Genomic DNA, 23,891 nt, shown 5'->3' with positions numbered 1-23,891 from the left:
GCCCCCCCGGCCAAGTGTTTCCTTCCCCCTACCCACCCCTTCCCCCGGGCCGGGCCGGGGCCGGCCCCGGCTGCGCTACACGGCCACCCGGCCCGATCCCGGGGAGGGAGCGGGGGACGCCCCCTTCCGGGAGCTCGCCGAGGCCCTGGCCGCCGCGGTCGGGGGCGGCCCGGGCGCGTCCCGCGAGGCCGGCCTCGACTGGGGGCGCCGGCTGGCCGGGAGCGGACCGGCGGCGGAGCGGGTGTTCGCCGCGGCCGCCCGGATGGGCTTCGCGCCCCGGGACGCGCCGGGGCCCGACCCCGGCACCCGGCGGATGCTGCTGCACGAGTGCCCGTACCGGGAGCTGGCCCGAGTCCGGCCCGAGGCCGTGTGCGCCGTCCACCAAGGCGTCCTGGACGGCCTGCTGGAGGGCGACGGGACCACGGTGCGGCTGCTGCCCTTCATCGGCCCGGACCGGTGCGCGGCGGACCTGCGCACGACCTGACCGGTGCACGGCCCTGCGCACGACCTGACCGGCGCACGGCCTGGCCTCTCCCTACGGGACCGACCGGGCTCAGTCGCGGGGACGGTTGCGGCGGCGGTACTCGTCCGTCGGGACGCCGCCCACGCCCCAGTCCTCCAGGGCGACCTCGTCGATGAGGACGAACGTGGTCGCCGGGTCCTTGTCCAGGACCTTGACCAGCAGGTCGGTGATGCCCGCGATGAGCTCGGCCTTCTGCGACGCGGTGGCGCCTTCACGGGTGATCTTGACGTTGACGTACGGCACGGTGATTCCTCTGTTTCGTGGCGGTGGAAAGCGAGGGCGGATATCGGGTACGGCAGGGGTGTCAGATGCGACGGCCGGTGACGTGGCCGCCGTCCACCCGCAGGGAGTGGCCGGTCACGAACCCGGCGCCCGCGAGGTACAGCACGGCGTCGGAGATCTCGGCGACCTCGCCGACGCGGTCCTGGAGGGCGAGACCGCCGAAGGAATCCACGTCGGCCCCCGCGTGCAGGGGGGTTCGGATGATGCCCGGCGCGACCAGGTTGACGCTGATCCCGTCGGCGGCGAGCTCGGCCGCGAGGCTCGTCGTCAGCCCGTGCACACCGGCCTTGCTGACCACGGGTGCGGTGGCCGGGTAACCGGCCAGCGCGTGGTCCACCAGCACGGTGCCGATGTTGACGATGCTGCCGCCCTCACCCTGGGCGCGCAGGGCGCGCACGACCGCCTGCGTGGTGAGGTAGGTGCCCTTGAGGTTCCCCGTCAGAAAGCCGTCGAGCTCTTCCTCCGTGACCTCGGTGAAGGGCTTCGGCTCGAAGGTGCCGGCGTTGTTGACCAGGACGTCGATCCGCCCGAACCGATCCAGCGCCGTACGGACGAGTGCCTCGCCGGTCTCCCGGTCCGCGATGCTGCCCGCGACGCAGGCGGTGCGCTCCGGATGCCCGAGACCGGCGGCGGCCTTGGCGAGACGGTCGGGGTCGCGGCCGTTGAGCACGACGTTGGCGCCGGCCCCCAGGAAGGCGCGGGCGATGTCGAGGCCCATGCCGCTGGAGGAGCCGGTGACGAGGGCCGTGGTGGTGCGCGCGGTCGTGGTGCTGGTGACGCTCATGAAGGTGTCCCTTTCGTGGGCGGCGGCCGGGGAGTCCCGGTGGCCGACACCAGAAACCTAGGAGCCCTCGACCCATAACACCACGACGGAATATGGAGCATGTGATAATCCAGCGTTATGGATGTGGACCTGCGCGACCTGGAACTCCTGGAGGCCACGGCCGAGGCCGGCTCGCTGACCGCCGCCGCCGAGCGGCTCTACGTCAGCCAGCCCGCACTGAGCCAGCGTCTCACCCGGCTGGAGGCCCGTCTCGGGATGCCGCTCTTCGACCGCAAGGGCCGCCGGCTGATCCCCAACGCCGCCGGCCGCCGCCTCCTGGTCGCCGCCCGCCACGTCCTCGGAGAACTCGAATCCGCCTCGCGAGACCTGCGGGAGCTCCGCGACGGGCGGGACCGGCGCGTGCGGTTCGCCGCGCAGTGCAGCACCACCTTCCCCTGGCTGCCGCCGGTCCTGCGCGCCTTCCGGGCGCGCGAGCCGGACATCGAGGTCCGGATCGAGACCGTCGCCGACGACGCGCCGATCCCGGCCCTGCTCGCCGACCTGGTCGACGTGGCCCTGGTGACCAAACCGGACCTGCAGATGGACCGGGTGTCCCTGACCAGGCTGTTCGACGACGAAATGGTGGCGGTGGTGCCCGCCGGGCACCCGTGGGCCTCCCGGGCGCACGTGACCGCCCGCGATTTCGACGGCACGGACCTGGTCCTCTACGACTTCTACGACCAGAAGCGCATCCCGTCGATGCCGCTCCCGATCCCCGCCGGCGCCCGGCCCGCCCGCATCACCACCATGCCGGTGGTGACCGACCTGGTGATCGAGATGGTGGCGGGCGGCCAGGGACTGACGGTCCTGCCCAACTGGGTGGCTTCCCCCTACGCGGCCTCGCACGATCTGGCCCTGGTCCGCATGGGTGCGAAGCCGCTGACCCGGACCTGGTTCGTCGCCACGCGGACCGGTCAACGCCCGCCCCACCTGGAGTCGTTCGTCGAGGAACTCGTCGCCCGTCTCGAAGCGCCTCGCGTGGACTGAGGGGGGCGGGGCCTGTTTCAGGCGTACTGGTGGGCCTGACCGGCAGCGGGGACTGCAAGGATGCGGCCATGGAACAGATCTTGAGCCGGCAGGAAGCGTCGGAGGCGGTCCAGGACCACGGGTGGCGCTTCTTGCTGGGTACTTTGCAAACGTCGCTCCCGGTCGGGTCGTTGGCCGAGGCGATCGGCTTGGCAGCGGACGCTGTCGCGGTGTGCGGCGACGACGCCGACCGGCACCTTCGGGTCGATGCCCGCCCCGATCGGGCCGTCTTCACTCTGCAGTCGTGGGACCGGGCCGCGGTCACCGCCCGGGACGTCGAGCTCGCGCGTCGGATCTCCGCCGCCGCGGACGAGTCCGGGTTTCTGACAGAGCCTCATATCGCAACGGGGTCACCGCGGTCCGTCCAGCTTCTGGAGATCGCCATTGACGCACTGGACATCGCCGGGATTCGGCCGTTCTGGAAGGCAGTACTGGGCTATGCGGATGAGGCGGGCGCCGACGGGCCGGAGGATCCGCTCGTCGACCCGGTCGGGCAGTGCCCGGCCGTCTGGTTCCAGCAGATGGACCGGGCCCGCCCGCAGCGCAATCGCATCCACTTCGACATCTGTGTTCCACACGACGAGGCACCCCAGCGGATCGAGAGCGCACTGGCGGCCGGGGGCCGACTCGTGTCCGCGACCCGCGCCCCCGCATTCTGGGTGCTCGCCGACCTGGAGGACAACGAAGTCTGCGTGACCACATGGCAGGGCCGGGACAGCTGAAACCTCCTTCGAACCTGCTGCTCACAACAACTCGTTGATGGCCCGCGCAGGCCTTGTCAGGGCGGGTGCGCGGGCGGCTCGGGGCTGGTGCGGGGATGGTTCTCCTCTCGGCCTGTCGATGAAGGCGTGCAGGGGATGGGCACAAGCTCTGAACCAGTGGGAGCGCTCCCACTGTGCAGACGGGACTCAACGCCGTCAAGGTCCGCGAAGAGTCGAAGGCGTTCCCAGGGGAATTTCGTCAACCCCTCTTTTCCTTGGCGTCAGTTGCAGCTACGGTCTGGCCCCAACCAGTGGGAGCGAATCCGTCAGTCGGCGCGCCGTCAGAAGCGCGCCCTCGCTGCAAGGACTCGCTCATGCGACACCCCCCACGTACGTTCGTGCTGCTCACGACGGCAGCATTCGCGATGGCGAGCTGTGCGCTCGCCATCATGGGTACGGCCGCAGGAGCCGCGGCCTCACCCTCCTGCACGGTGACGTACTCGGTCACCGGCCAATGGGCCGGCGGATTCCAGGGTTCGGTCACCGTCACCAACAACAGCTCCGCGCTGAACGGCTGGAGCCTCGGCTTCGGCTTCCCGGCCGGCCAGACCCTCAGTCAGGGCTGGGGCGCCAAGTGGTCCCAGACCGGGTCGGCCGTCACCGCCGTGAACGAGACCTGGAACGCCACGCTCGGCACCGGCGCGAGCGTGACCACCGGATTCATCGCCTCGTGGTCGGGCGCCAATACGGCGCCCGGCGCGTTCACGCTGGGCGGAGCCGCCTGCACCACCGACTCCGGGCCCGGACCCACTCCGACGCCCACTCCGACTCCGACGCCCACGCCCACACCCACGGGCCCGACACCTACACCCACACCCACCGACCCGACCTCCGGGGCGCCCGAACTGAGCGTCACCGGCAACCGCCTCACCGACCGGAACGGTGCCACCCGCCGACTCCTCGGCGTCAACCGCTCCGGGGCCGAGTACATGTGCGTCCAGGGTCACGGCATCTTCGACGGCCCGGTCGACGACGCCTCGGTGCGCGCCATCGCCGACTGGAAGGCGAACACGGTCCGCATCCCCCTCAACGAGGAGTGCTGGCTCGGCCTCGACAACATCAAGCCCGAGTACCGGGGCGCGAACTACGCCGACGCCGTCAAGGGCCTGGTCGACCGGGTCCTCGCGCACGGCATGACCCCGGTCGTCGAACTGCACTGGACGTACGGGCAGTACACCGGGAACTCCTCCGGATGCGCCGACGTCCACGCCTCCTGCCAGAAGCCGATGCCGGACGCCCGGTACACCCCGGCGTTCTGGACCTCGGTGGCGAACACCTTCAAGAACGACCGGCGGGTCGTCTTCGACCTGTTCAACGAGCCCTATCCGGACCGGGCCACCTCCACGACCGCCCAGGCATGGACCTGCTGGCGCGACGGCGGCACGTGTCCGGGCATCGGGTACGAGGTCGCCGGCATGCAGGACCTGGTGGACGCCGTCCGCGCGACCGGCGCCCGCAATCTCGTGCTCGTCCCCGGCATCGCCTACTCCAACGACCTGAGCCAGTGGCTCACCCACTCCCCCACCGACCCGACGGGCAATCTGGCCGCGGCCTGGCACGTCTACAACTTCAACACCTGTTCCAGCGAGGCATGTTGGGACTCAACTCTGGCGCCGGTCGCCTCCCGGGTCCCCCTCGTGGCGGGCGAGATCGGCGAGAACACCTGCGCGCACGCGTTCATCGACCGCGTCATGAAGTGGTTCGACGACCGCTCGCTCTCGTACCTCGGCTGGACCTGGAACACCTGGAACTGCGCCTCCGGTCCGGCCCTGATCACCTCGTACGACGGCACCCCCACCGCATTCGGCACCGGGCTGCGCGACCACCTGCGCGCCCTGAACTGAAAGGCATCCCACCAAAATGAGCCGCACAGCACTCAGCACGACTCCCCGCACCACGTCCCGTACGACCAGGCGCACCGCCCTGTTGGCGGCCCTCAGCCTCGTCACCGCCGCCGGCGCCACCGCCACGGTGTTCGGCACCTCCGCCGGAGCCGCCACCGCGGGATGCAAGGTCGAGTACCAGATCACGAACCAGTGGAACACCGGCTTCGGAGCCAACGTGATCGTCACCAACACCGGTGACCCGGTCACCTCCTGGACCCTGGAGTGGGCCTACGCGAACGGCCAGCAGGTCACCCAGGGCTGGAACGCCACGATCAGCCAGTCCGGGGCGGCCGTGACAGCCAAGAGCCTTTCGTACAACGGGAACCTGGCCACGGGCGGTTCGACCTCCTTCGGGTTCAACGGTTCGCACAGCGGCACGAACGCCGTGCCCGCGACGTTCAAGCTCAACGGCGTCACCTGCAACGGTGCGACCGACCCGACCCAGCCGCCGACCACTCCCCCGACGACACCGCCCACGACCCCACCGACCACTCCGCCGCCGTCGGGCGGCAAGGCCGACAACCCCTACGCCGGCGCCAAGGTGTACGTGAACCCCGAGTGGTCCGCCAAGGCCGCCGCCGAGCCCGGTGGCACCAAGGTGTCGAACCAGCCCACCGGTGTCTGGCTCGACCGCACCGCCGCCATCGCGGGTACGGGCGGCTCGATGGGACTGCGCGCCCATCTGGACGCGGCGCTGGCACAGAAGGGCAGCGGCGAGCTCGTCGTCCAGCTGGTGATCTACAACCTGCCCGGACGGGACTGCGCAGCGCTCGCCTCCAACGGCGAACTGGGCCCGACCGAGATCGACAAGTACAAGACCACCTACATCGACCCGATCGCCGCGATCCTCGCCGACTCCAAGTACGCGGGGCTGCGGATCGTCACCACCGTCGAGATCGACTCGCTGCCGAACCTGGTCACCAACGTGACCGGGCGCCCGACGGCCACGGCCAACTGCGACGTGATGAAGGCCAACGGCAACTACGTCAAGGGGGTCGGCTACGCGCTGAACAAGCTGGGCTCGATCGCCAACGTCTACAACTACGTGGACGCGGGGCACCACGGCTGGCTCGGCTGGGACGACAACTTCGGCTCCTCCGCGGAGATGTTCAAGCAGGCGGCCACCGCCGAGGGATCCACGCTCGCCAAGGTGCACGGCTTCATCGTGAACACGGCCAACTACAGCGCCCTGAAGGAGGACCACTTCAAGATCGAGGACTCCGTCAACGGCACCTCCGTACGCCAGTCGAAGTGGGTCGACTGGAACCGGTACACGGACGAGCTCTCGTACGCCCAGGCCATGCGGACCAAGCTGGTCTCCCTGGGCTTCGACGCGAACCTCGGCATGCTGATCGACACCTCCCGAAACGGCTGGGGCGGCACGGCGCGGCCGACCGGACCCGGCGCGCTGACGAGCGTGGACACCTACGTCAACGGGGGCCGCTACGACCGCCGCATCCACCTCGGCAACTGGTGCAACCAGTCGGGCGCCGGCCTCGGCGAGCGGCCGCAGGCCGCCCCGGCGGCGGGCATCGACGCCTACGTGTGGATCAAGCCGCCGGGCGAGTCGGACGGGGCGAGCAAGGAGATCCCGAACGACGAGGGCAAGGGCTTCGACCGGATGTGTGACCCGACGTACACGGGCAACGCGCGCAACGGCAACAGCATGTCGGGATCCCTCCCGAACGCGCCGCTGTCGGGCCAGTGGTTCTCGGCCCAGTTCCAGGAGCTCATGAAGAACGCCCACCCGGCGCTGTGACGCACCGCCGGTGAACTGACCGTCCCGCCGCGACGCTCATGGGCCGGAGGCGTACGGAAAACACCGGTTCCGTCCGGCTCCGGCCGCGGCACGCTCAGGGGGCACCGGCATCGGCATCGGCATCGGCAGGGGGGGGCCGGGGCCGGGGCCGGGGCGAGCTTCGGGTCTCAGGAAGAGTCCCGCACGATCAGTTCCGTCGGGAGGACCCTGCGCGGCTCCTCGCCCTCCTCCTTCTTCTGCGCCGGCGCGGCCCCGGTTCCGGACGGCTCCGCGATCTTCTGGAGCAGCAGCCGGGTCATCGTGCGGCCCATCTCCTCGATCGGCTGGCGCACGCTCGTCAGGGGCGGGTCCATCAGGCGGGCCACCGCCGAGTCGTCGACCCCCACGAGGGCCACGTCCTCGGGGATCCGCCGTCCGGCCTCGCGCAGCACCCCGCGGGCGCCGGCCGCCATCACGTCCGAGGCGGCGAAGACCGCGTCCAGGCCGGGGGCGCGTTCCAGGAGCTCGCGCATCGCCAGCCGGCCGCCCTCCTCGGTGAAGTCCGCGGTCGCCACCAGCGACTCGTCGGGCCGGAACCCGGCTTCGGCGAGCCCCGCGCGGTAGCCGCCCAGACGCGCGCGGGCCACGTACATGTCGAGCGGCCCGCTGATGGTCGCGATCCTGCTCCGGCCCCGCCCGACCAGGTGGGCGACGGCCGCCCGTCCCGCGCCGATGTTGTCGGAGTCCACGTAGGCGACCGGTTCGGCCTCGGAGCGGCGGCCGTTCATGACGACCGGCAGCCCCAGCTGGGCGATCCGGTCCGGCAGCGGGTCGTCGCCGTGCACGGAGGCCAGCAGTACGCCGTCGACCCGCTGGGCGGCCAGGTAGTCCTCGAACCGCCGGCGCTCGGCCTCGGTGCGGACCAGTGTGAGCAGCAACTGCTTGTCGGCTGCGGCAAGTTCGGCGCTGACCCCGCGGATCAGGTCGAGGAAGTACGGCTCCGAGAACAGCCTGGCCTCGGTCTCCGGGATGACGAGGGCGACCGCGTCGGTCCGGCTCCCGGCCAGAGCTCTGGCCGCCTGATTGGGCACGTACCCCAGCTCGGCGACGGCCCGGGCGACGGCTTCCCTGGCCTGCTCGCTCACCCGCGGCGAGCCGTTGATCACCCGGGAGACCGTGCCCCGGCCGACACCGGCCAGGGCCGCGACCTCTTCCAGGGTGGGCCTGCCGTTCTGCCGTCCGCTCACGATCCTCGAACTCCCCTCGTACGCTCTCGCGCTCCGGGCCGTGCATGCCCGGGCCGGTCGCGGCTGATCAGGTAAGAAGCGGTTCCCGCCCCCGTCTCACGCGGAACACGTTACGCCGATCCGCCGCCCGGGAGCCCGAGTGGGAGCGCTCCCACATTACTCATGATCCCGGCTCAATGCCATGACCGCGTTCAGGACCCGACGGGGCCGCGCCGGCAAGCGGGGCGCGAGGGGCGCCGAAGGCCGTCACGTCACGAATTCGCGTTCACGTCTTGACACCTGCACCCACCAAGCAGCAACCTTCCGGCAACGACGTGGGAGCGCTCCCACTCTGGGATGCCAGAACGACCTTCACATCAGGTCCGGGCAGGGCCCTCGCCGAGCCGCGAACAGCCCTCCGGACCCCCCGGCGCACAACGAGCACCACCTTGGACGAGGAGAGTGGAATGCGCACTTCCATCAGCAGACACGACCGCGGACGCGGACGCCGCACCGCGATCAACGCGGTCGCCGCGATCGCCGTCGTGGCGACCGGTACGGCCCTGCTCACCGGATGCGGCAGCGACGGCGACAGCGGCAAGGGCGACGGCGCGGCCGGCGGCGGCGAGCAGATCACGCTGCGGATCGGAACCTTCGGCTCCTTCGGCTACGACAACGCCACCGGAGCCAAGCTCTACGCCGAGTACGAGAAGGCCCACCCCAACATCAAGATCGAAGAGTCGAACGTCGCCGACGGCCAGAAGTACTGGGACACGCTCAAGCTGCGCCTCTCCCGCGACAGCGGTCTCGCGGACATCCAGGCCCTGGAGGTGGGCTACATCGCGGAGGCGACCGGTCCGGCCATGGCGGACAAGTGGACCGACCTCGGCAAGGCCGGCGGCGCGGACCTCGGCGCGTTCCTCGACTGGAAGGTCAAGCAGGCCACCACGGGCGACGGCAAGGTGATCGGCCTCGGCACGGACATCGGCCCGATGGCCATCTGCTACAACAAGGACCTCTTCGCCCAGGCCAAGCTCCCGACCGATCGCACCGAGGTTGCCAAGCTCTGGGCGGGCGACTGGGCGAAGTTCATCGCCACGGGCGAGACGTACAAGAAGAACGCCCCGGCCGGAACCGCCTTCCACGACTCCGCCAGCGGCCTGTTCAACGCGGTGATCTCCAGCCAGCCCGTGCAGTACGCCAACACCAAGGGCGAGCTGGACTACGAGAACAGCCCGGGAGTGAAGAAGGCGTGGGACACCGCCGTGGCGGCGGCGAAGGGAGAACTGACCGCGAAGCTGCGCCAGTTCGACGAGAAGGGCACCTGGAACGCGGCCTTCAAAAACACGAAGTTCGCCACCGTCGCCTGCCCGAGCTGGATGACGGGCATCATCAAGGACCAGGCGGGCCCGGAGAACCAGGGGAAGTGGGACATCGCCGCGCCGCCCGTGGCCGGCAACTGGGGCGGCTCGTTCCTCGCCGTGCCGAAGTCGGGCAAGCACGCCAAGGAGGCGGCCGAGCTCGCCGCTTGGCTCACGGCGCCGGCGCAGCACGCCAAGGTCTTCGGCGTGAACGGCAACATCCCCTCCACCAAGGACACGCTCACCTCCGCGGCGGTCCAGGACGCCAAGCTGCCGTACTTCGGTGACACCCCGGTCGGCAAGATCTACTCGGAGGCCGCCGCCGGCATCACGCCCGCCCCGATCAGCCGCTGGGACGGCCAGGTGAAGACCTTCCTCACGGACAACGGCATCCTCGACATCGAGCAGCGCGGCACCGACCCGGCGAAGGCCTGGGAGAACGTCAAGAAGCTGGTCGAGGACAAGATCGATCAGTAGTGGGTCGCGCGCGGCCCGTCGCGCCGCCTGCGGGCGGCGGGCCGCCCCCGTCCGTGTCTCCCGTACCCCCCCCGTACGCACGCAGCCGTACGCAGCCGTACGCATCACCCCTACGCACCGACCCGGAAGGACGCCCCCGTGGCCACCTCCGTACGGGCGACGAGCAGCGGCTCCGCGCCGCCCGCCGGCCTGCGCAGCACGCTCTACCGCCTGGACCTGAAGGCGGTCCCCTACGTCTTCGTCGCCCCCTTCTTCCTCACCTTCGCGGCCTTCGGTCTTTTCCCCCTGATCTACACGGGCTGGCTTTCGCTCCACCGCGTCGAACTGGGCGGCAGCGCGCAGTGGAAGGGGCTGGAGAACTACAGCTCCCTGGCGACCAGCGAGTTCTTCTGGAACGCGCTCGCCAACACCTTCACCATCGGCGTGATCTCCACCGTCCCCCAGCTGCTGATGGCCCTCGGCCTCGCGCACCTGCTCAACTACCGGCTCCGCGGCCGGGGTTTTTTCCGCGTCGCGGTCCTCGCCCCGTACGCCACCTCCATCGCGGCGGCGACGCTCGTCTTCGCGCAGCTCTTCAACACCGACTACGGGCTGATCAACACGGTCCTGGGCTGGGCCGGCTTCGACCCGGTTGCCTGGGAGTCCTCCAAGTGGCCCGCGCAGATCGCCATTTCGACGATCGTGATCTGGCGCTGGACGGGCTACAACGCGCTCATCTACCTGGCGGCGATGCAGTCCGTACCGCAGGACCTGTACGAGGCCGCCGCGCTGGACGGGGCCTCGCGCCTGCGCCAGTTCCTCAGCGTCACCATCCCCTCCATCCGGCCGACGATCCTCTTCACGGTCATCGTCTCCACCATCGGTGCGACCCAGCTCTTCGGCGAGCCGATGCTCTACGGCGGCAGCGTCGGCATCAGCGGGGGCAGCGGGAACCAGTTCCAGACGCTGAGCCTGCTCATGTACGAGAAGGGGTGGGTGACCGGCGCGCTGGGCCAGGCCTCCGCCATCGCCTGGGTCATGCTGCTGCTCCTCCTGCTCATCGGCGGCGTCCAGGCGCTGGTCACCCGCTCGAACCACAAGCGCAAGAAGTCGGGGAGCTGAGCTCATGGCCCGCACGGTCGACACGCCCACACCCACGCCCACGCCCGCACTCGAGGCCCCGGCCGCGCCCCGGGGCAGGGCCACCACACCGGCGCCGCGCCGCAGGCTGCTGCGCCAGTCGGCCGGCCGTCAGCACCACGCGGGACCGCTGACGTACGTCCTCCTCGGCCTGGCCGCCCTCGTCTCCCTCTTCCCGCTGTACTGGAACCTCGTGGCCGCCTCCCACACGGGCGAGCGCGTGGTCGAGGCCCCGGCCCCGCTCCTGCCCGGCCCCCGGCTCTTCGACAACCTGACCTTCGCGTGGAACCAGGTCGACATGGGCGAGGCGCTGGTCAACACGACCATCGTGGCCGGGCTCGTGGCCCTGTCCACCGTCCTGTTCTCCACCCTGGCCGGCTTCGCCTTCGCCAGGCTGCCGTTCAAGGGCCGGGGCGCCCTGCTGGCACTGGTGGTGGCGACCATGACGATTCCGCCGCAGCTGAGCGTGATCCCGCTCTACCAGATCATCACCGACCTCGGCTGGGTCGATCAGCTCCAGTCGGTCGTCCTGCCCTCGCTGGTCGCCGCCTTCGGCGTGTTCTTCATGCGCCAGTACCTCATTGAGGCGCTGCCGGTGGAGCTGGTGGAGGCGGCGAGGATGGACGGCGCGCACAGCCTGCGCATCATCTGGCACGTGGTCTTCCCCGTGGCCCGGCCCGCGATGGCGGTCCTCGGGATGCTCGTCTTCGTCCAGGCCTGGAACGACTTCTTCTGGCCGTTCATCGCACTGACCCCGGACGGGAATCCGACCCTTCAGGTGGCCCTGGCCGGCCTCGGATCGGGCAATCACACCGTCGACCAGGCCGTCGTACTGACCGGCGCACTCATATCCACGCTGCCGCTGCTGCTGGTCTTCGCCGTGCTCGGCAAGCACATCGTGGGCGGAATCACGGCCGGCGCCGTCAAGAACTGACCGCCACTTCCCCTTCGTCCGGCACCCCTTCGTCCGGCACCACTTCATCCGACCCTGCGTTGGGAGCGCTCTCCTATGACCGCGTCCGAAACCCGGCCGCTCACCGCCGTCCGCTCATTCCCGTCCGACTTCCTCTGGGGCACGGCCACCGCCGCGTACCAGATCGAGGGCGCCGCCCGCGAGGACGGACGGACGCCGTCCATCTGGGACACCTTCGCGCACACCCCGGGCAAGGTCTTCGAAGGCCATACCGGTGACGTGGCCGTGGACCACTACCACCGCTTCCCCGAGGACGTCCGGCTGATGTCCGAACTCGGCCTGGGTGCCTACCGGTTCTCCGTCTCCTGGTCCCGCGTCCAGCCGACCGGCCGGGGACCTGCCGTGCAGAAGGGCCTCGACTTCTACCGCAAGCTGGTCGACGAACTGCTCGCCGCCGGCATCACCCCCGCCCTCACCCTCTACCACTGGGATCTGCCCCAGGAGTTGGAGGACGCGGGGGGCTGGCCGGAACGCTCCACCGCCGAGCGCTTCGCCACGTACGCGGGCCAGGTGGCCGACGCCCTCGGGGACCGGGTGAAGCACTGGATCACCCTCAACGAGCCCTGGTGCAGTGCGTTCCTCGGCTACGGCTCCGGCGTGCACGCCCCGGGCCGGACCGATCCGGTCGCCGCCCTGCGCGCGGCCCACCACCTCAACCTCGGCCACGGCCTCGCCGTGCAGGCGCTGCGGGCGGCGCTGCCCGGGGACGGTCGGGTCGCGGTCTCCCTCAACCTCCACGAGGTCCGTCCCCTGACCCCGTCGGCCGGGGACCGGGAGGCGGCCCGGCGCATCGACGCCGTCGGCAACCGGATCTGGCTGGGCCCGATGCTGGAGGGCGCGTACCCCCAGGACCTGCTCGCGGATACTGCGCACCTGACCGACTGGTCCTTCGTCCGGGACGGTGACACCGCCACGGTGCACCAACCCCTGGACCTGCTCGCCGTCAACTACTACACCCCGACGGTCGTTTCGTGCGCGGCGGAGGGCGAGGGCGTGCCGCAGGACGACGGGCACGGCAACAGCGAGCACTCGCCGTGGCCGGGCGCGGAGCGCGTGGCGTTCCACCGGGCCCCGGGTGAGCGCACGGCGATGGGCTGGCCCGTGGACGCGAGCGCCCTGTACGACCTGCTGACCCGGACCGCCGCCCGGTACCCCGGGCTGCCGCTCGTGGTCAGCGAGAACGGAGCGGCGTACGAGGACGAGGTCGGTCCGGACGGCACGGTGCACGATCCGCAGCGGGCCGCCTACATCCACGCCCACCTCGACGCGGTGCACCGGGCGATCGCCGACGGGGTGGACGTGCGCGGCTACTTCCTCTGGTCGCTGCTCGACAACTTCGAGTGGTCGTACGGGTTCGCCAAGCGGTTCGGTGCGATCCACGTCGACTACGAGACCCTGGCGCGCACACCCAAATCGAGCGCGCGCTGGTACGCCCGCGTGGCGCGGACGGGCGAGCTGCACGCCCCGTCCTAGCCGGCGCGGGAGGCGCCCGCCGGTGGCGTACCGGGTCAGGCCTCCGGCCCGGTGGTCCGGTCTCGTAGGGAGCGGTGCATCAGGAGCGCGTAGAGGGAGGCCGCCACGGCGATGCCGGCGGGCAGGGAGAGGTCCACGCCGTCGAGGGCCCGGGCGACGGGGCCCGTGTACAGGGTGTCCACGCAGAGGGCGGCCGCCGCGATGCCCGCCGTCAGGGCCAGCGCTCCGGCCCAGTTGACGCCGCCGGTGTACCAGAAGGGGCTGCCCGGGGTCTCGTCGCCGAGTGCGGGGCCGTCGTAGCGGCAGCGGCGCAGCAGGATGTCGGTCGCGTAGACGGCCGTGCTGGGGCCCAGCACGACGACGGTCAACTGGAGGAGGTTGCCGACGGTGTCGAGGAAGTCGGAGACGAGCAGCGCGTACAGGGTCACCACGACTGCGAGCGCTCCGTCGACGAGGACGCCGACGGAGCGGCGGACGCGGACGCCCATGGCCTGGAGGGCGAGGCCGGAGCTGTAGGCGGTCATGGCGTTGTTGGCGATTGTGCCGAACACGATCGCCAACAGGAACACGGGCGAGAACCAGGAGGGCAGGATGCCCTCCAGCCCGGCCTGCGGCTCGGCCATGTCCACGACGGTCGCGGCGAGGGCGCCCAGCGAGGTGAGGAGGACTCCGGGCAGGAACCCGCCGAGCGCGGTCCAGCCCGCGACCGCCGTCCGTGAGGCCGTTCGCGGCAGGTAGCGGGAGAAGTCGGCGCTGTTGGTGTACGAGAGCGGGCCCGATGCGATGAGCGTGATGCCGGCCGCGAGGGTGGCCCACAGGGCGCCGCCGGTCAGTGGTTCGGCGGGTTGGCGTCCGAGGCCGGCGCGGGTGCACACGTACGCGGCGACGACGGCGAACGTGACCGTGAGGGCGATCGCGATCGGGGGGTAGAGCTTCACCATGGTGGCGTGTCCGTAAACGCCGATGGCCAGGGTGAGGGCGGCGATGACCACCACGACGGTGATCTTGACCCCGCTGTTCGTCTCGATGCCCGCCTTCTCCACGAGGACGAAGGCGGCGACCGCGGCGGCGGCCAGGTTGAGAGCGATGTAGCAGATGCAGAGCAGCCAGCCGTTGACGGCGATGTTCACCCGGTTGCCGCGGATGCCGTACATCGCCCGCGCGATCACCTCGCTCGGCGTGCCGGAGGCCGGTCCCGAGACGGCGAGCAGGCCGATCGGCGCCCAGAACAGGCTGCCCAGCACGATGACCGCGATGGCCTGACCCAGGCTCAGGCCCATGAGGATCAGGGCGCCGCCGACCACCATGCTCAGGTAGTTCACGTTCGCCGCCGCCCAGACGGGGAACAGCTCGCGGGGACGGCCGTGGCGTTCCTCGTCGGGAACGTGGTCGATGCCGTGGGCCTCGATCCGGCCGGGCCGGTCCGTGTCCGTTTCCGGGTGCGGGTCCGTCTGCGAGCCCCTGCCCGTGCCCGAGTCCCTGTCCGTGGATCCCATGGAGCGATCTTCACGCACCCGGGGAGGAGTCGCGTACGACGACATCAGCGCACTTGGGCGGCGCTTCCTGCCGGGTCCCTCGTCGCCGGCCCTACAGAGCCCGCACGCAAGGCAGTTGCCGCCGAACGGTACGGTTTCGGCATGGACGATTACGCAAAGGAATCGACATCGGGCGACGCGGTCCTGTCGGAGTCGATCAAGAAGACCGCGCGCCTGCACCTGGCGGAGCTGGGCGGAGCAGGGCTGTCCCTGGACTCCATCGCGCGCGACTGCGGTAGCGCCGTCACCGAGGTGCGGGCCCTCTTCCCGCACCGGGACGACCTGCTGACCGCGCTGGTCGTCGGTGCCTACGACGCGTCCGGCGCCGCGATGGAGCAGGCCGACGCGGCCGCCACCGCAGTCCAGGCGTCGGCGGGTGCGCGGCTGCTCGCGGTCACGCGCGCCCTGCGCCGGTGGTCCTTCGACCACCCTGCCGAGTTCACACTGATCTACGGGTCGCCCGTACCCGGCTACCACGCCCCGCAGGACACCGTCCTGCCCGCCTCGCGCACACCCGGCGTCCTCGCCGGCATCGTGGGCGCGGCGCTGGCGGGCGGCGAACTCACCCCGGCGCGGCGCGCGGTGCCCGGGCCGCCGTTGCTGCTGCCGGCTGCCGTGGAGGCCTTCGGCGGCCTGCCCCCGGCTCCGTTCTCGGACGTCATCGAGCGCGGGATCGTCCTGTGGAGCAGCCTGATCGGACTCCTGGTGTTCCAGGTCTTCAGCCGCACCCACGACAGCGTCCGGGACGAGTCCGCGTTCTTCGACTACGCCGTCGCGGTGGCGGCCGAGACCATCGGACTCGTGGTCCCCCTGGACGGGGCGGGCGCGGACACCCGCTGAGGACCGGGGGTCTTTGACAGGAGGCTTTCACCTGCGGGTTACCGTGTCCCTCCATACGAGGGGGAACAGCAATGTCGCACCACACTGGGTGGAGTCACCACCCGGGTCAGCCCGTACCGCCGCAGTGGGGTGGCGGCTGGATGCCACCGCCGGCCCCGCAGCCGGGCGTCATACCCTTGCGCCCGCTCGGTACGGGCGATGTGATCAACGGGGCCTTCGGGACCTTCCGGCGGTACTGGAAGCCCCTGATCGGCGTCATGGCCGTGGTCCTGGGCATCGGCATCCTGCTCGTGGCCGCCACGCTCGCGATCTCCTACGCGGCCCTGCACGACCGGTTCTCCGCCGTCTTCGATCTCCCGCCGGGACAGGACCCCGAGGGCTCGGACGTGGCGGCCCTCTTCCTGTCCTTCGTACCGGCGGGCGTGGTCCTGCTCGTCGTGATGACGGTGGCCGCCGCGATGTTCAGCGCCCTGTGTCCCGCGCTGATCCAGAAGGCGGTGCTCGGCCTCCCCACGTCCTTCGGCGCGATGTGGCGCCGCAGTTGGTCACGGCTGCCCTCGGTACTCGCCGCCGTACTGCTCACGGCGCTGATCGCGGGCGGGCCGGCGCTCCTGCTGTACGCGATCTGCATCCCGCTGATCATCATGACCACTGACCCGGACGGCTCCGGCCCGCCAGCCGCCATCGGCCTGCTCCTCCTGGGCTCGCTCCTGTGCGTGCCCTTCTCGGTCTGGCTCGTGACCCGGTTCAGCCTGGCGCCCGCCGCGGCGGTGTGCGAAGGACTCGGCCCGGTCGCGTCCCTGCGGCGCTCCTCGCGACTGATCCGCGACGGCTGGTGGAGGGTGTTCGGCGTTTCACTGCTCGGGCAGCTCGTGGCCATGGCCATCGGGTACGCCATCCAGATGCCGTTCGGCTTCGTCGGCATGTTCGCGATCTTCCCGACGCTGCCGGGGCCGGACGAGCCGTCACCGGACCCCGGCACGCTGGTCTTCGGGTTCCTCGTCTACGGGGCCGTCATGCTGCTCGGCGGTGTCGTCAGCTCGCTGTTCCAGTTCAGCTTCCCGCAACTGGTCATTTCCCTGCTCTACGTCGACCAGCGGATGCGCAAGGAGGACTTCGCGGCGACACTCACCGCCGTCGCCTTCCCCGCACCGGTGCCGGGGGCGGAAACAGGGACGGGAGCGGAAACGGGAGCGGAAACGGGAGCGGCTTCGCCTTCGGATGCGGCCCCCGAGCAGACCTGAGGGCGCTCCAAGCTCGGCGGGCCCGGCCGCGCCTACAATGCTCGAATGATCTTCATTGTGGTCAAATTCCCCGTCAAGCCCGAGTACGTCGACCAGTGGCCCGAGCTGGTCTCGGAGTTCACGCTGGCCACGCGCGCCGAGCCGGGCAACCTGTGGTTCGAGTGGTCGCGCAGCCTGGAGGAGCCGGACACCTACGTCCTGGTCGAGGCGTTCCAGGACGATGCCGCGGAGGCGCACGTCACCTCCGGGCACTTCCGCGCGGCCCTCGAGACCATGCGCCCCCTGGTCACCCGGACGCCGGAGATCGTCAGCACCACCATCGAGGGCGCGACCGGCTGGAGCCGGATGGGCGAGCTCCAGGTCGACTGACGGGCGCCCCTGCCTGCCCCGGCACCCCCTCTCCCCTGTCTCGTCACTCTCCTTTCTGCCCCTTTCACGCCCGCCCCCCTCCCGGCCTCTTCTCGCTTTCGCACGCCACGGAGAGGCCCGGGAGAGGTGCGTGTGCAACACGTTCAACAGCGGTACCCCTTCCACACCGTTGCCCTCGGCCCGCAGAAGCGGTTGATGGTCCCGGCGGCGGCTGCACCCCGACGTCAGCAGGAGGCCTGGTCAGCCGCATTTGGTTCAACCTTTCGGGCGATCCCCCGATGGCCCATTGGCCGTAACGTTTCTTCCTTCACTCCCCTGAGCTGCGGCGATGATGCCGAACCAGGCGTTCAGCACATCCGTTCCCCTGCGCCTCCGCGCCCGCCGTGATCTTGACGCGCCCTACAGTCGTGCCGCTCCCCCGAGATCCCTCCTGAGAGACGTGCGTGACTTCCCTCCTGCCTTGCCCAGAAGACCAGTTGACGACCACGGCCACCCGTTCCGCCCCGCCCGCGGCGGTGCTGGAGGGCATCGCCGGATACGTCCCGCCCCGGGTGGTCGCCAACGCCGGACTCCCCTCGGCATGGGGCATCGACGACGCCTGGGTGCACCGCCGCACCGGGATCCGCGAACGGCGCCGGGCCGACCCCGGCGTGTCCACCGGTGAGCTCGCCCTCGAAGCCGGGCGCCGCGCCCTGGCCGTGGCGGGCGGCGCTCCGGTGGACACCGTGCTCGTGGCCACCTCCACCCCGGACCGGCCCATGCCGGCCATGGCCCCGCAGCTGGCCACCCGTCTGGGCCTGGGCGGTGCGGCCGCCTGGGACGTCAACGCCGCCTGCAGCGGCTTCCTCTACGGGCTCGCCACCGCCGCCAGCGCCCTGCTGTCCGGCTGCGCGGACCGGGTCCTGCTCGTCGCGGCCGACCTGTACTCGACCCTCCTGGACCCCGAGGACCACTCGGCCGGCATCGTCTTCGGCGACGGCGCGGGCGCCGTCGTCCTGCGCCGGGGCCGCTCCGGGGAACCGGGCAGCATCCTCGCCTTCGACCTCGGCAGCGACGGCTCGGGCGACGAGCTGATCGAGGTGCGCGGCGGCGGGGCCAGGGAGCGGTCGGCCCCGGACGCCTACGGCCCCGGCGACCGGCACTTCCGCATGCAGGGGCGCGAGGTGTTCCAGCACGCGGTGACCCGGATGACCCAGTCCTCGCAGACCGTACTGAAGCACGCGGGCTGGTCGCCCGAGGACGTGGACCGGTTCTGCGCCCACCAGGCCAACGCCCGCATCGTGAAGGCCGTCGGGGAGCGCCTGCCCGTACCCGGACCGCGCCGGGTGACCAACATCGAGCGGGTCGGCAACACCGGCGCCGCGTCCATCCCGCTCGCCCTGGCCGATGCCGCCTCGCGCGGCGAACTGCACGCCGGGGAGAAGGTGTTGCTCACCACCTTCGGGGCCGGGCTCACCTGGGGGTCGGCCGCCGTGCTCTGGCCGCGGTTCGAGCGCGCGGTGCCCGGCATCGAACCGGCCCCCTGAGGCCCGCACTTCGTCCCGGGCTCGCCGGCCCCTCCCCTCACCCCGGGCTCACCGGCTCCTCCCTTCACCTCGGGCTCCCCGGCCCCTCCCCTCACCCCGGGCTCACCGGCTCCTCCCTCTCACCGGGCTCCCCGGCCCCTCTCTCACCCCGCGCGCCACCCGCGCCGAAGCGGCCTTCGCTCCCTGGTCGCCGATCCCCTGAAGCAGCGCCTCCGACCCGGCCCCGGCTGCGCCCCCGGCTGGTTGCTGCCCGGCGGCCCCTTTCCCCGTGACTGCTCACCGATCACCGCCCGTCCCGGAAGGACACCCCGCCATGCCCCCGCTCCAGACCATCCTCACCACTGTGCTCACCGAGAAGTTCGAGGTCTCTCCCGAGAGCGTCCTGCCCGACGCCACCCTGGAGAGCCTCGACCTCGACTCGCTCGCCCTCGCCGAACTGGCCCTCGCCCTCCAGGAGGAGCTCGGCGTCAAGGTCGAGGAGCACGAGGCCGCCAGGCGCACCACCATCGGCGAGCTCGTGGCCGTACTCCACTCCAAGCGGACCGAGCAGGACGCCCTGTGACGGCCTCGCCGCGCCCCCGCGCCGTCGCCGTCACCGGCCTGGGGCTCATCACCCCGGCCGGGATCGGCCGCGAGGACACCTGGGCCGGGGTGCTCCGGGGCCGTTCGACGGCGGACACCGATCCCGAACTCAAGGGCTGCCCGGTCGACTTCTCCTGCCGGATCCCCGCCATGACCCCCGAGCAGGGGCGCATCGGCGGCGGCAAGGCCTGGCGGATGGGCCGTTTCACGCAGCTCGCGGTCCTGGCGGCCCGTGAGGCCGTGGCCGACGCTGGACTCGACCCCGCCTCCTGGGACGGGACGCGCGTGGCGGTGGTGATCGGCTCGGGGCTGGCCGGGGCTCCCCACCTCGAGACCCAGACCCTGCGCCACCACCAGGGCGGACCCGACCTGGTCTCGCCCTCCCTCATCCCGATGCTCATCCCCAACATGGCCGCGGGCGAGGTGTCGGCGGACCTCGGCGCCCACGGGCCCTCCCTGGCCACCGAGACGGCCTGTGCCTCCGGGGCGACCGCCCAGGCCATCGCCCGTGACCTGCTGCTCTCCGGTGCCTGCGACATCGCGATCGCCGGCGGCGCGGAGGCTGCGGTGACCCCGGTGGTCACCACCGGGTTCGCCCGGATGGGCGCCCTGTCCGGGCGGGTGGGCCAGCCTGCCCTGGCCTCCAGGCCGTTCGCCGTGGACCGGGATGGCTTCGTCATCGCGGAGGGGGCCGCAGTGCTCGTACTGGAGCGGCCTGCGGACGCGGCGGCTCGCGGGCGGCGCGGGTACGCGCACCTGGCCGGAGCCGGCCTCACCTCGGACGCCCACCATCCGACGGCGCCGTCCCCCGGCGGGGAGTACGCCGAGGCGGCCCTGCGGGCGGCGCTCGCCGAGGCCGGGCTGTCCCCGGCCGACGTCGACCACGTCAACGCCCACGGAACCTCCACCCCGCTCAACGACCGCACCGAGGCGGAACTCATCGCCCGTGTCCTGCCGCACGGCCCCAGCGTGACCGCCCCCAAGGGGGTGCTCGGCCACAGCCTCGGCGCAGCCGGCGCCGTGGAGGCCGCGCTCACCGCCCTCACCATCCGGGACTCCCGGGTGGCGCCGATCGCCAACCTCGCGGCGCCCGGCTCCGGCCCCGGCTCCGGCTCTTCCTACGACATCGACTGCGTGACCGGCACGGTGCGTGAGCAGCGGGTCGGCGCCGCCGTCAGCCACTCCTTCGGCTTCGGCGGGCACAACGTGGTGCTCCTCCTGACCGCGCCCTGACCGCCCCCGTCCTCCCCACCAGCAGAGGCTTCGTACCCTTGGCCGTTCACAGTGCCGTCGCCCACGCCACCGTCCACGTACCCGCAGGAGCGCCAGTGCGTCTCCGCGGTCGAGGACCGCTTCCGGGCCGGCAGCCCGGGCATCCCGATGTCCCGGGGCGTGCTCCAGCACGTGTACGGGCTGAACCAGCGCACGGTGGCCCCCTTCGATGAGCAGCCCTCCGACCTGGCGGTGCGCGCCGCCCGCAGTCTGCTGGAGGAGAGCGGCACCCCCGCCCGGAAGGTGGACCTGCTGCTCTACGCCGGCATCCTCGCCGTTATGGAGGAACCTGCCACCGCCCATGTGATGGCGGCCAAACTCGGCCTGGACTGACCGGTGTTCGATCTGAAGAACGCCTGCAACGGCGTACTGAACGCACTGGAGGTGGCCGATGCCTTCGTGCGGACCGGACAGTACCGGCGGGTGCTGATCACCAGTGCCGAGGTCAGCACCCGGGAGAGCCGCTGGAGCGTCACGCACCCGGACGAGGTGCTGGGCGCGCTGCCGAGCCTGAGCACCGGCGACATGGGCTCGGCGGTTCTGGTCGCCGCGAGCACGCGGCCCGGGATCCTGGGGAGCCGGTTCTTCGCCAACTCCTGGGGCTGAGAGGCCGCGACACTGCCCAATCCGTACGCGAACCACCGCAGGATGGGCCGCCTGGAGATCGATTCGGCCCGGCTCGTCACCTCCTTCGACGGCATGCCGGCCAAGGTGCGCGGGGCGGTGCGCGAACTCGGGGTGGACGTCAAGGACTTCGACCTCGTCTGCGTGCACCAGCCGTCCGTGCCCTTCACCCGGGTGGCGTGCGGCTGGGTGGGCGTGGACCCTTCGCAAATCCTGTCCACCTTCCCCGCGCACGGCAACGTCGCGACCAACACCATCCCGCTGCAACCGGCCACCGCTCCGAACTCGGACCGGCTCCACCCGGGCGACCTGGTGGGCATGTTCGGGTTCGCGAGCGGCGCCAGCGCCGGCGTCGTCGTCTGCAGGTGGTGAGCCCGATGACCACCGAACCGCCCGAGCGCCCCGTACGCATCACCCCGCTGCCGCCCGAGCAGTGGACTCCCGCACTGCGCGGGCTGCCGGCCGGATCCGCCAAGGACGGCCCGGGGCGGGTGAACCTCTTCGGTACCCTCGCCCACCATCCCGGCCTTGCACACGCCTGGCTCTCCCTCGCCCGGGTCCTGACCCACGAAGGGACCTTGACGAGTCGTCAGCGGGAGCTGGTCGTCCTGCGCACCGGCGCGACGGGTCCTTCGTGTTCGGCCGTCACAGCGCGGTCGCCGCCGACGCCGGGCTGGACTCCCGGGAGGTCGCGGCGACGGCGTCGCCCCTTGCCGAACACCCTTGGTCCGCCGAAGACCTGGCCCTGCTGGAGGCTTCCGACGCGCTCGCGGCAGGCGAGCCGGTGCCTCAGCAGCTGTGGGACCGGCTGGCGGGCGGACTGCGCCCCGACCAACTGATCGAACTGCTGATCCTCCCCGGGCAGTGCGCCACCATGTGCGCGACGCTCGGCGCCCTCCACACCCCGCCCGACGGCGGCCGAACCCCCTCCGGACGAGATCCGCCACCATGACCGTCACCACCACGCCGACCGACGCCTCCGCGACCGCCCCCGCCTCCGCCGACGCCGCCACCGGAAGCCCGGCCCCGAGGTCGCTCACCCTCCCCGCCCCTTACGGCTCCTGCCCCTACGACCCGCCGCCCGGCTACACGCAGGCCGCCGCCGCGGCACCGGTCCGTGCCGAACTGCCCGACGGCACCCCCTGCTGGCTCGTTACGGGCCACCAGGAGGTCAGGGCGGTACTGGCCGACGCCCGCTTCAGCGCCGACGCACGCACCCCCGGCTTCCCCTTCCTGTCCCCCGACCAACGTCAACTGGCCACCGCTCAGCCGAGTTTCATCCGGATGGAAGACCCGGAGCACTCCCGGCTGCGCAGGATGGTCGCCAAGGACTTCCTGACCCGCCGGGTCCAGGAACTGCGACCGGCCATCGTGGACGTGGTCGAGGCCGCCGCCCGGGCGATGACCGCCGACGGCCGCAGGACCGCCGACCTCGTCGCGGACTTCGCGCTGCCCGTCCCTTCGCTGGTCATCTGCCTGATGCTGGGGGTCCCGTACGAGGACCACGCGCTGTTCCAGTCGCTCAGCCGGACCCTGCTCGACAACACCACGGACCCCGGACGGGCCGCCGAGGCCCACCGCGAGCTGATGGGCTACCTGGCCGGGCCGGCCGAACGCAAGCGTCGCGATCCCGGGGACGACATCCTCAGCCGGCTCGCCGTCCGGCCCGACCTGACCGCGCGGGAAACGGCCTCGCTCGGCTTCATGCTCCTGATCACCGGCCACGAGAGCACCACCAACATGGCGGCGCTCAGTGTCCTGGCCCTGCTGCGCCGGCCCGGGCAGGCCGCCCGGCTGCGGGCCGAACCGGCCCTGATTCCAGGGGCGGTGGAGGAACTGCTGCGCTACCTCACGATCATCCACCTCGGCCTGGGCCGCGCCGCCACCGAGGACGTCACGGTCGGCGGAGCGGCGATCCGGGCCGGGGACACCCTGGACGGCGAGGCCTCCTGCCCCGCGGAGCTGGACGTGACCCGGGACGCACGCCGGCACGTGGCCTTCGGCCACGGTCCGCACCAGTGTCTGGGCCACACCCTGGCGCGCGTCGAGCTCCAGATCATGCTGGAGGCCGTGCTGTGCAAGCTGCCCGGCCTGCGGCCGGCCGTACCGGAGGAGCAGCTCGTGTTCCAACGGGACACCATCGTCTACGGGTTGCGGGAGCTCCCCGCCGCCTGGTGATACCCGATTCGGCCAACCACCTGGCCGTTGTCCGGATTTACCAGAGCAGGCAG

The 23,891-nt window shown here is 71.5% G+C and carries 23 protein-coding genes and 1 pseudogene; 20 read left to right on the top strand and 4 right to left on the bottom strand.

The features are described 5' to 3' along the window. Positions 1-484: pseudogene (locus ACFWBW_RS28605) on the top strand (hypothetical protein); the annotation flags it as partial. 69 nt (positions 485-553) lie between these two features. Here the strand turns inward: ACFWBW_RS28605 and ACFWBW_RS28600 are convergent. After that, positions 554-766 carry a 4-oxalocrotonate tautomerase family protein gene (locus tag ACFWBW_RS28600; protein WP_385378144.1) on the bottom strand — a complete coding sequence of 71 codons (213 nt, stop codon included), beginning with the start codon at positions 764-766 and terminating at the stop codon, positions 554-556. Between the two features lie 61 nt (positions 767-827). Beyond that, positions 828-1,589, bottom strand: a complete 762-nt coding sequence (locus ACFWBW_RS28595; protein ID WP_385378141.1) for an SDR family NAD(P)-dependent oxidoreductase — start codon at positions 1,587-1,589, stop codon at positions 828-830. 117 nt (positions 1,590-1,706) lie between these two features. On the opposite strand from ACFWBW_RS28595, the gene ACFWBW_RS28590 reads away from it, so the two are divergent. The 4 genes from ACFWBW_RS28590 to ACFWBW_RS28575 all read left to right on the top strand — a co-directional run bounded on the left by ACFWBW_RS28590 (position 1,707) and on the right by ACFWBW_RS28575 (position 7,060). Next, a complete protein-coding gene (locus tag ACFWBW_RS28590) occupies positions 1,707-2,615 on the top strand; it encodes a LysR family transcriptional regulator (protein WP_385378138.1) in 909 nt (302 codons plus the stop codon). Positions 2,616-2,683: 68 nt separating this feature from the next. Continuing rightward, the gene (locus ACFWBW_RS28585) at positions 2,684-3,376 is read left to right on the top strand and encodes a VOC family protein (protein WP_385378136.1); all 693 of its coding nucleotides are present in this window, start codon (positions 2,684-2,686) and stop codon (positions 3,374-3,376) included. Positions 3,377-3,729: 353 nt separating this feature from the next. Continuing rightward, positions 3,730-5,259 (top strand): cellulase family glycosylhydrolase, encoded by a 1,530-nt coding sequence (locus ACFWBW_RS28580; protein WP_385378133.1) that lies wholly within the window; start codon positions 3,730-3,732, stop codon positions 5,257-5,259. Between the two features lie 16 nt (positions 5,260-5,275). Next, positions 5,276-7,060, top strand: coding sequence for a glycoside hydrolase family 6 protein (locus ACFWBW_RS28575; RefSeq protein WP_385378130.1), 1,785 nt, complete (start codon positions 5,276-5,278; stop codon positions 7,058-7,060). A 167-nt stretch (positions 7,061-7,227) separates the two neighbouring features. Here the strand turns inward: ACFWBW_RS28575 and ACFWBW_RS28570 are convergent, their stop codons facing one another. After that, positions 7,228-8,286: a LacI family DNA-binding transcriptional regulator gene (locus ACFWBW_RS28570; RefSeq protein WP_385378127.1), complete on the bottom strand. Its 1,059-nt coding sequence runs from the start codon at positions 8,284-8,286 to the stop codon at positions 7,228-7,230. A gap of 446 nt (positions 8,287-8,732) precedes the next feature. Between ACFWBW_RS28570 and ACFWBW_RS28565 the strand changes: the two genes are divergently transcribed. From ACFWBW_RS28565 to ACFWBW_RS28550, 4 genes are all read left to right on the top strand, one after another. After that, entirely contained in the window at positions 8,733-10,103 is a 1,371-nt protein-coding gene (locus ACFWBW_RS28565) for an ABC transporter substrate-binding protein (RefSeq protein ID WP_385378124.1), read from the top strand. Between the two features lie 138 nt (positions 10,104-10,241). Continuing rightward, entirely contained in the window at positions 10,242-11,204 is a 963-nt protein-coding gene (locus ACFWBW_RS28560; protein WP_385378121.1) for a carbohydrate ABC transporter permease, read from the top strand. A gap of 4 nt (positions 11,205-11,208) precedes the next feature. Beyond that, positions 11,209-12,156 carry a carbohydrate ABC transporter permease gene (locus ACFWBW_RS28555; RefSeq protein WP_385378117.1) on the top strand — a complete coding sequence of 316 codons (948 nt, stop codon included), beginning with the start codon at positions 11,209-11,211 and terminating at the stop codon, positions 12,154-12,156. Between the two features lie 75 nt (positions 12,157-12,231). Then, positions 12,232-13,668 (top strand): GH1 family beta-glucosidase, encoded by a 1,437-nt coding sequence (locus ACFWBW_RS28550; protein WP_385378114.1) that lies wholly within the window; start codon positions 12,232-12,234, stop codon positions 13,666-13,668. 35 nt (positions 13,669-13,703) lie between these two features. On the opposite strand, the gene ACFWBW_RS28545 is transcribed toward ACFWBW_RS28550, so the two are convergent. Next, entirely contained in the window at positions 13,704-15,164 is a 1,461-nt protein-coding gene (locus ACFWBW_RS28545; protein ID WP_385378111.1) for a purine-cytosine permease family protein, read from the bottom strand. A 141-nt stretch (positions 15,165-15,305) separates the two neighbouring features. Between ACFWBW_RS28545 and ACFWBW_RS28540 the strand changes: the two genes are divergently transcribed. From ACFWBW_RS28540 to ACFWBW_RS28490, 11 genes are all read left to right on the top strand, one after another. Continuing rightward, positions 15,306-16,043 (top strand): TetR-like C-terminal domain-containing protein, encoded by a 738-nt coding sequence (locus tag ACFWBW_RS28540; RefSeq protein WP_385378108.1) that lies wholly within the window; start codon positions 15,306-15,308, stop codon positions 16,041-16,043. 140 nt (positions 16,044-16,183) lie between these two features. Next, complete coding sequence (locus ACFWBW_RS28535; RefSeq protein ID WP_385378105.1) at positions 16,184-17,287, top strand: oxidoreductase; 1,104 nt, start codon at positions 16,184-16,186, stop codon at positions 17,285-17,287. Positions 17,288-17,332: 45 nt separating this feature from the next. Further along, positions 17,333-17,656 carry a putative quinol monooxygenase gene (locus tag ACFWBW_RS28530; protein ID WP_385378102.1) on the top strand — a complete coding sequence of 108 codons (324 nt, stop codon included), beginning with the start codon at positions 17,333-17,335 and terminating at the stop codon, positions 17,654-17,656. A gap of 476 nt (positions 17,657-18,132) precedes the next feature. Continuing rightward, complete coding sequence (locus ACFWBW_RS28525; RefSeq protein ID WP_385378099.1) at positions 18,133-19,182, top strand: beta-ketoacyl-ACP synthase 3; 1,050 nt, start codon at positions 18,133-18,135, stop codon at positions 19,180-19,182. A gap of 313 nt (positions 19,183-19,495) precedes the next feature. Continuing rightward, positions 19,496-19,744: a phosphopantetheine-binding protein gene (locus ACFWBW_RS28520; RefSeq protein ID WP_385378096.1), complete on the top strand. Its 249-nt coding sequence runs from the start codon at positions 19,496-19,498 to the stop codon at positions 19,742-19,744. Then, positions 19,741-20,997: a beta-ketoacyl-[acyl-carrier-protein] synthase family protein gene (locus ACFWBW_RS28515; protein WP_385378093.1), complete on the top strand. Its 1,257-nt coding sequence runs from the start codon at positions 19,741-19,743 to the stop codon at positions 20,995-20,997. Before ACFWBW_RS28520 ends, ACFWBW_RS28515 begins: the two co-directional genes overlap by 4 nt. A gap of 51 nt (positions 20,998-21,048) precedes the next feature. Further along, positions 21,049-21,369: a hypothetical protein gene (locus tag ACFWBW_RS28510; RefSeq protein ID WP_385378090.1), complete on the top strand. Its 321-nt coding sequence runs from the start codon at positions 21,049-21,051 to the stop codon at positions 21,367-21,369. A gap of 3 nt (positions 21,370-21,372) precedes the next feature. Continuing rightward, positions 21,373-21,642 (top strand): hypothetical protein, encoded by a 270-nt coding sequence (locus tag ACFWBW_RS28505; protein ID WP_385378087.1) that lies wholly within the window; start codon positions 21,373-21,375, stop codon positions 21,640-21,642. Between the two features lie 42 nt (positions 21,643-21,684). Beyond that, positions 21,685-22,032, top strand: coding sequence for a 3-oxoacyl-[acyl-carrier-protein] synthase III C-terminal domain-containing protein (locus ACFWBW_RS28500; RefSeq protein ID WP_385378084.1), 348 nt, complete (start codon positions 21,685-21,687; stop codon positions 22,030-22,032). A gap of 262 nt (positions 22,033-22,294) precedes the next feature. After that, positions 22,295-22,612: a hypothetical protein gene (locus tag ACFWBW_RS28495; RefSeq protein ID WP_385378082.1), complete on the top strand. Its 318-nt coding sequence runs from the start codon at positions 22,295-22,297 to the stop codon at positions 22,610-22,612. Then, entirely contained in the window at positions 22,609-23,838 is a 1,230-nt protein-coding gene (locus ACFWBW_RS28490; RefSeq protein WP_385378078.1) for a cytochrome P450, read from the top strand. Before ACFWBW_RS28495 ends, ACFWBW_RS28490 begins: the two co-directional genes overlap by 4 nt. Positions 23,839-23,891 lie beyond the last annotated feature (53 nt).

This window comes from Streptomyces sp. NPDC059957 (assembly GCF_042730015.1).
Classification (GTDB): Bacteria; Actinomycetota; Actinomycetes; order Streptomycetales; family Streptomycetaceae; genus Streptomyces.
This window is presented reverse-complemented; position numbering and strand designations above follow the sequence as displayed.

Coding starts and splice junctions, on each gene's coding strand:
- ACFWBW_RS28595 (WP_385378141.1), bottom strand. CDS start 1,589: ATGAGCGTCACCAGCACCACGACCGCGCGCACCACCACGGCCCTCGTC.
- ACFWBW_RS28590 (WP_385378138.1), top strand. CDS start 1,707: ATGGATGTGGACCTGCGCGACCTGGAACTCCTGGAGGCCACGGCCGAG.
- ACFWBW_RS28585 (WP_385378136.1), top strand. CDS start 2,684: ATGGAACAGATCTTGAGCCGGCAGGAAGCGTCGGAGGCGGTCCAGGAC.
- ACFWBW_RS28580 (WP_385378133.1), top strand. CDS start 3,730: ATGCGACACCCCCCACGTACGTTCGTGCTGCTCACGACGGCAGCATTC.
- ACFWBW_RS28575 (WP_385378130.1), top strand. CDS start 5,276: ATGAGCCGCACAGCACTCAGCACGACTCCCCGCACCACGTCCCGTACG.
- ACFWBW_RS28565 (WP_385378124.1), top strand. CDS start 8,733: ATGCGCACTTCCATCAGCAGACACGACCGCGGACGCGGACGCCGCACC.
- ACFWBW_RS28555 (WP_385378117.1), top strand. CDS start 11,209: ATGGCCCGCACGGTCGACACGCCCACACCCACGCCCACGCCCGCACTC.
- ACFWBW_RS28550 (WP_385378114.1), top strand. CDS start 12,232: ATGACCGCGTCCGAAACCCGGCCGCTCACCGCCGTCCGCTCATTCCCG.
- ACFWBW_RS28545 (WP_385378111.1), bottom strand. CDS start 15,164: ATGGGATCCACGGACAGGGACTCGGGCACGGGCAGGGGCTCGCAGACG.
- ACFWBW_RS28540 (WP_385378108.1), top strand. CDS start 15,306: ATGGACGATTACGCAAAGGAATCGACATCGGGCGACGCGGTCCTGTCG.
- ACFWBW_RS28535 (WP_385378105.1), top strand. CDS start 16,184: ATGCCACCGCCGGCCCCGCAGCCGGGCGTCATACCCTTGCGCCCGCTC.
- ACFWBW_RS28530 (WP_385378102.1), top strand. CDS start 17,333: ATGATCTTCATTGTGGTCAAATTCCCCGTCAAGCCCGAGTACGTCGAC.
- ACFWBW_RS28520 (WP_385378096.1), top strand. CDS start 19,496: ATGCCCCCGCTCCAGACCATCCTCACCACTGTGCTCACCGAGAAGTTC.
- ACFWBW_RS28500 (WP_385378084.1), top strand. CDS start 21,685: ATGGGCCGCCTGGAGATCGATTCGGCCCGGCTCGTCACCTCCTTCGAC.
- ACFWBW_RS28490 (WP_385378078.1), top strand. CDS start 22,609: ATGACCGTCACCACCACGCCGACCGACGCCTCCGCGACCGCCCCCGCC.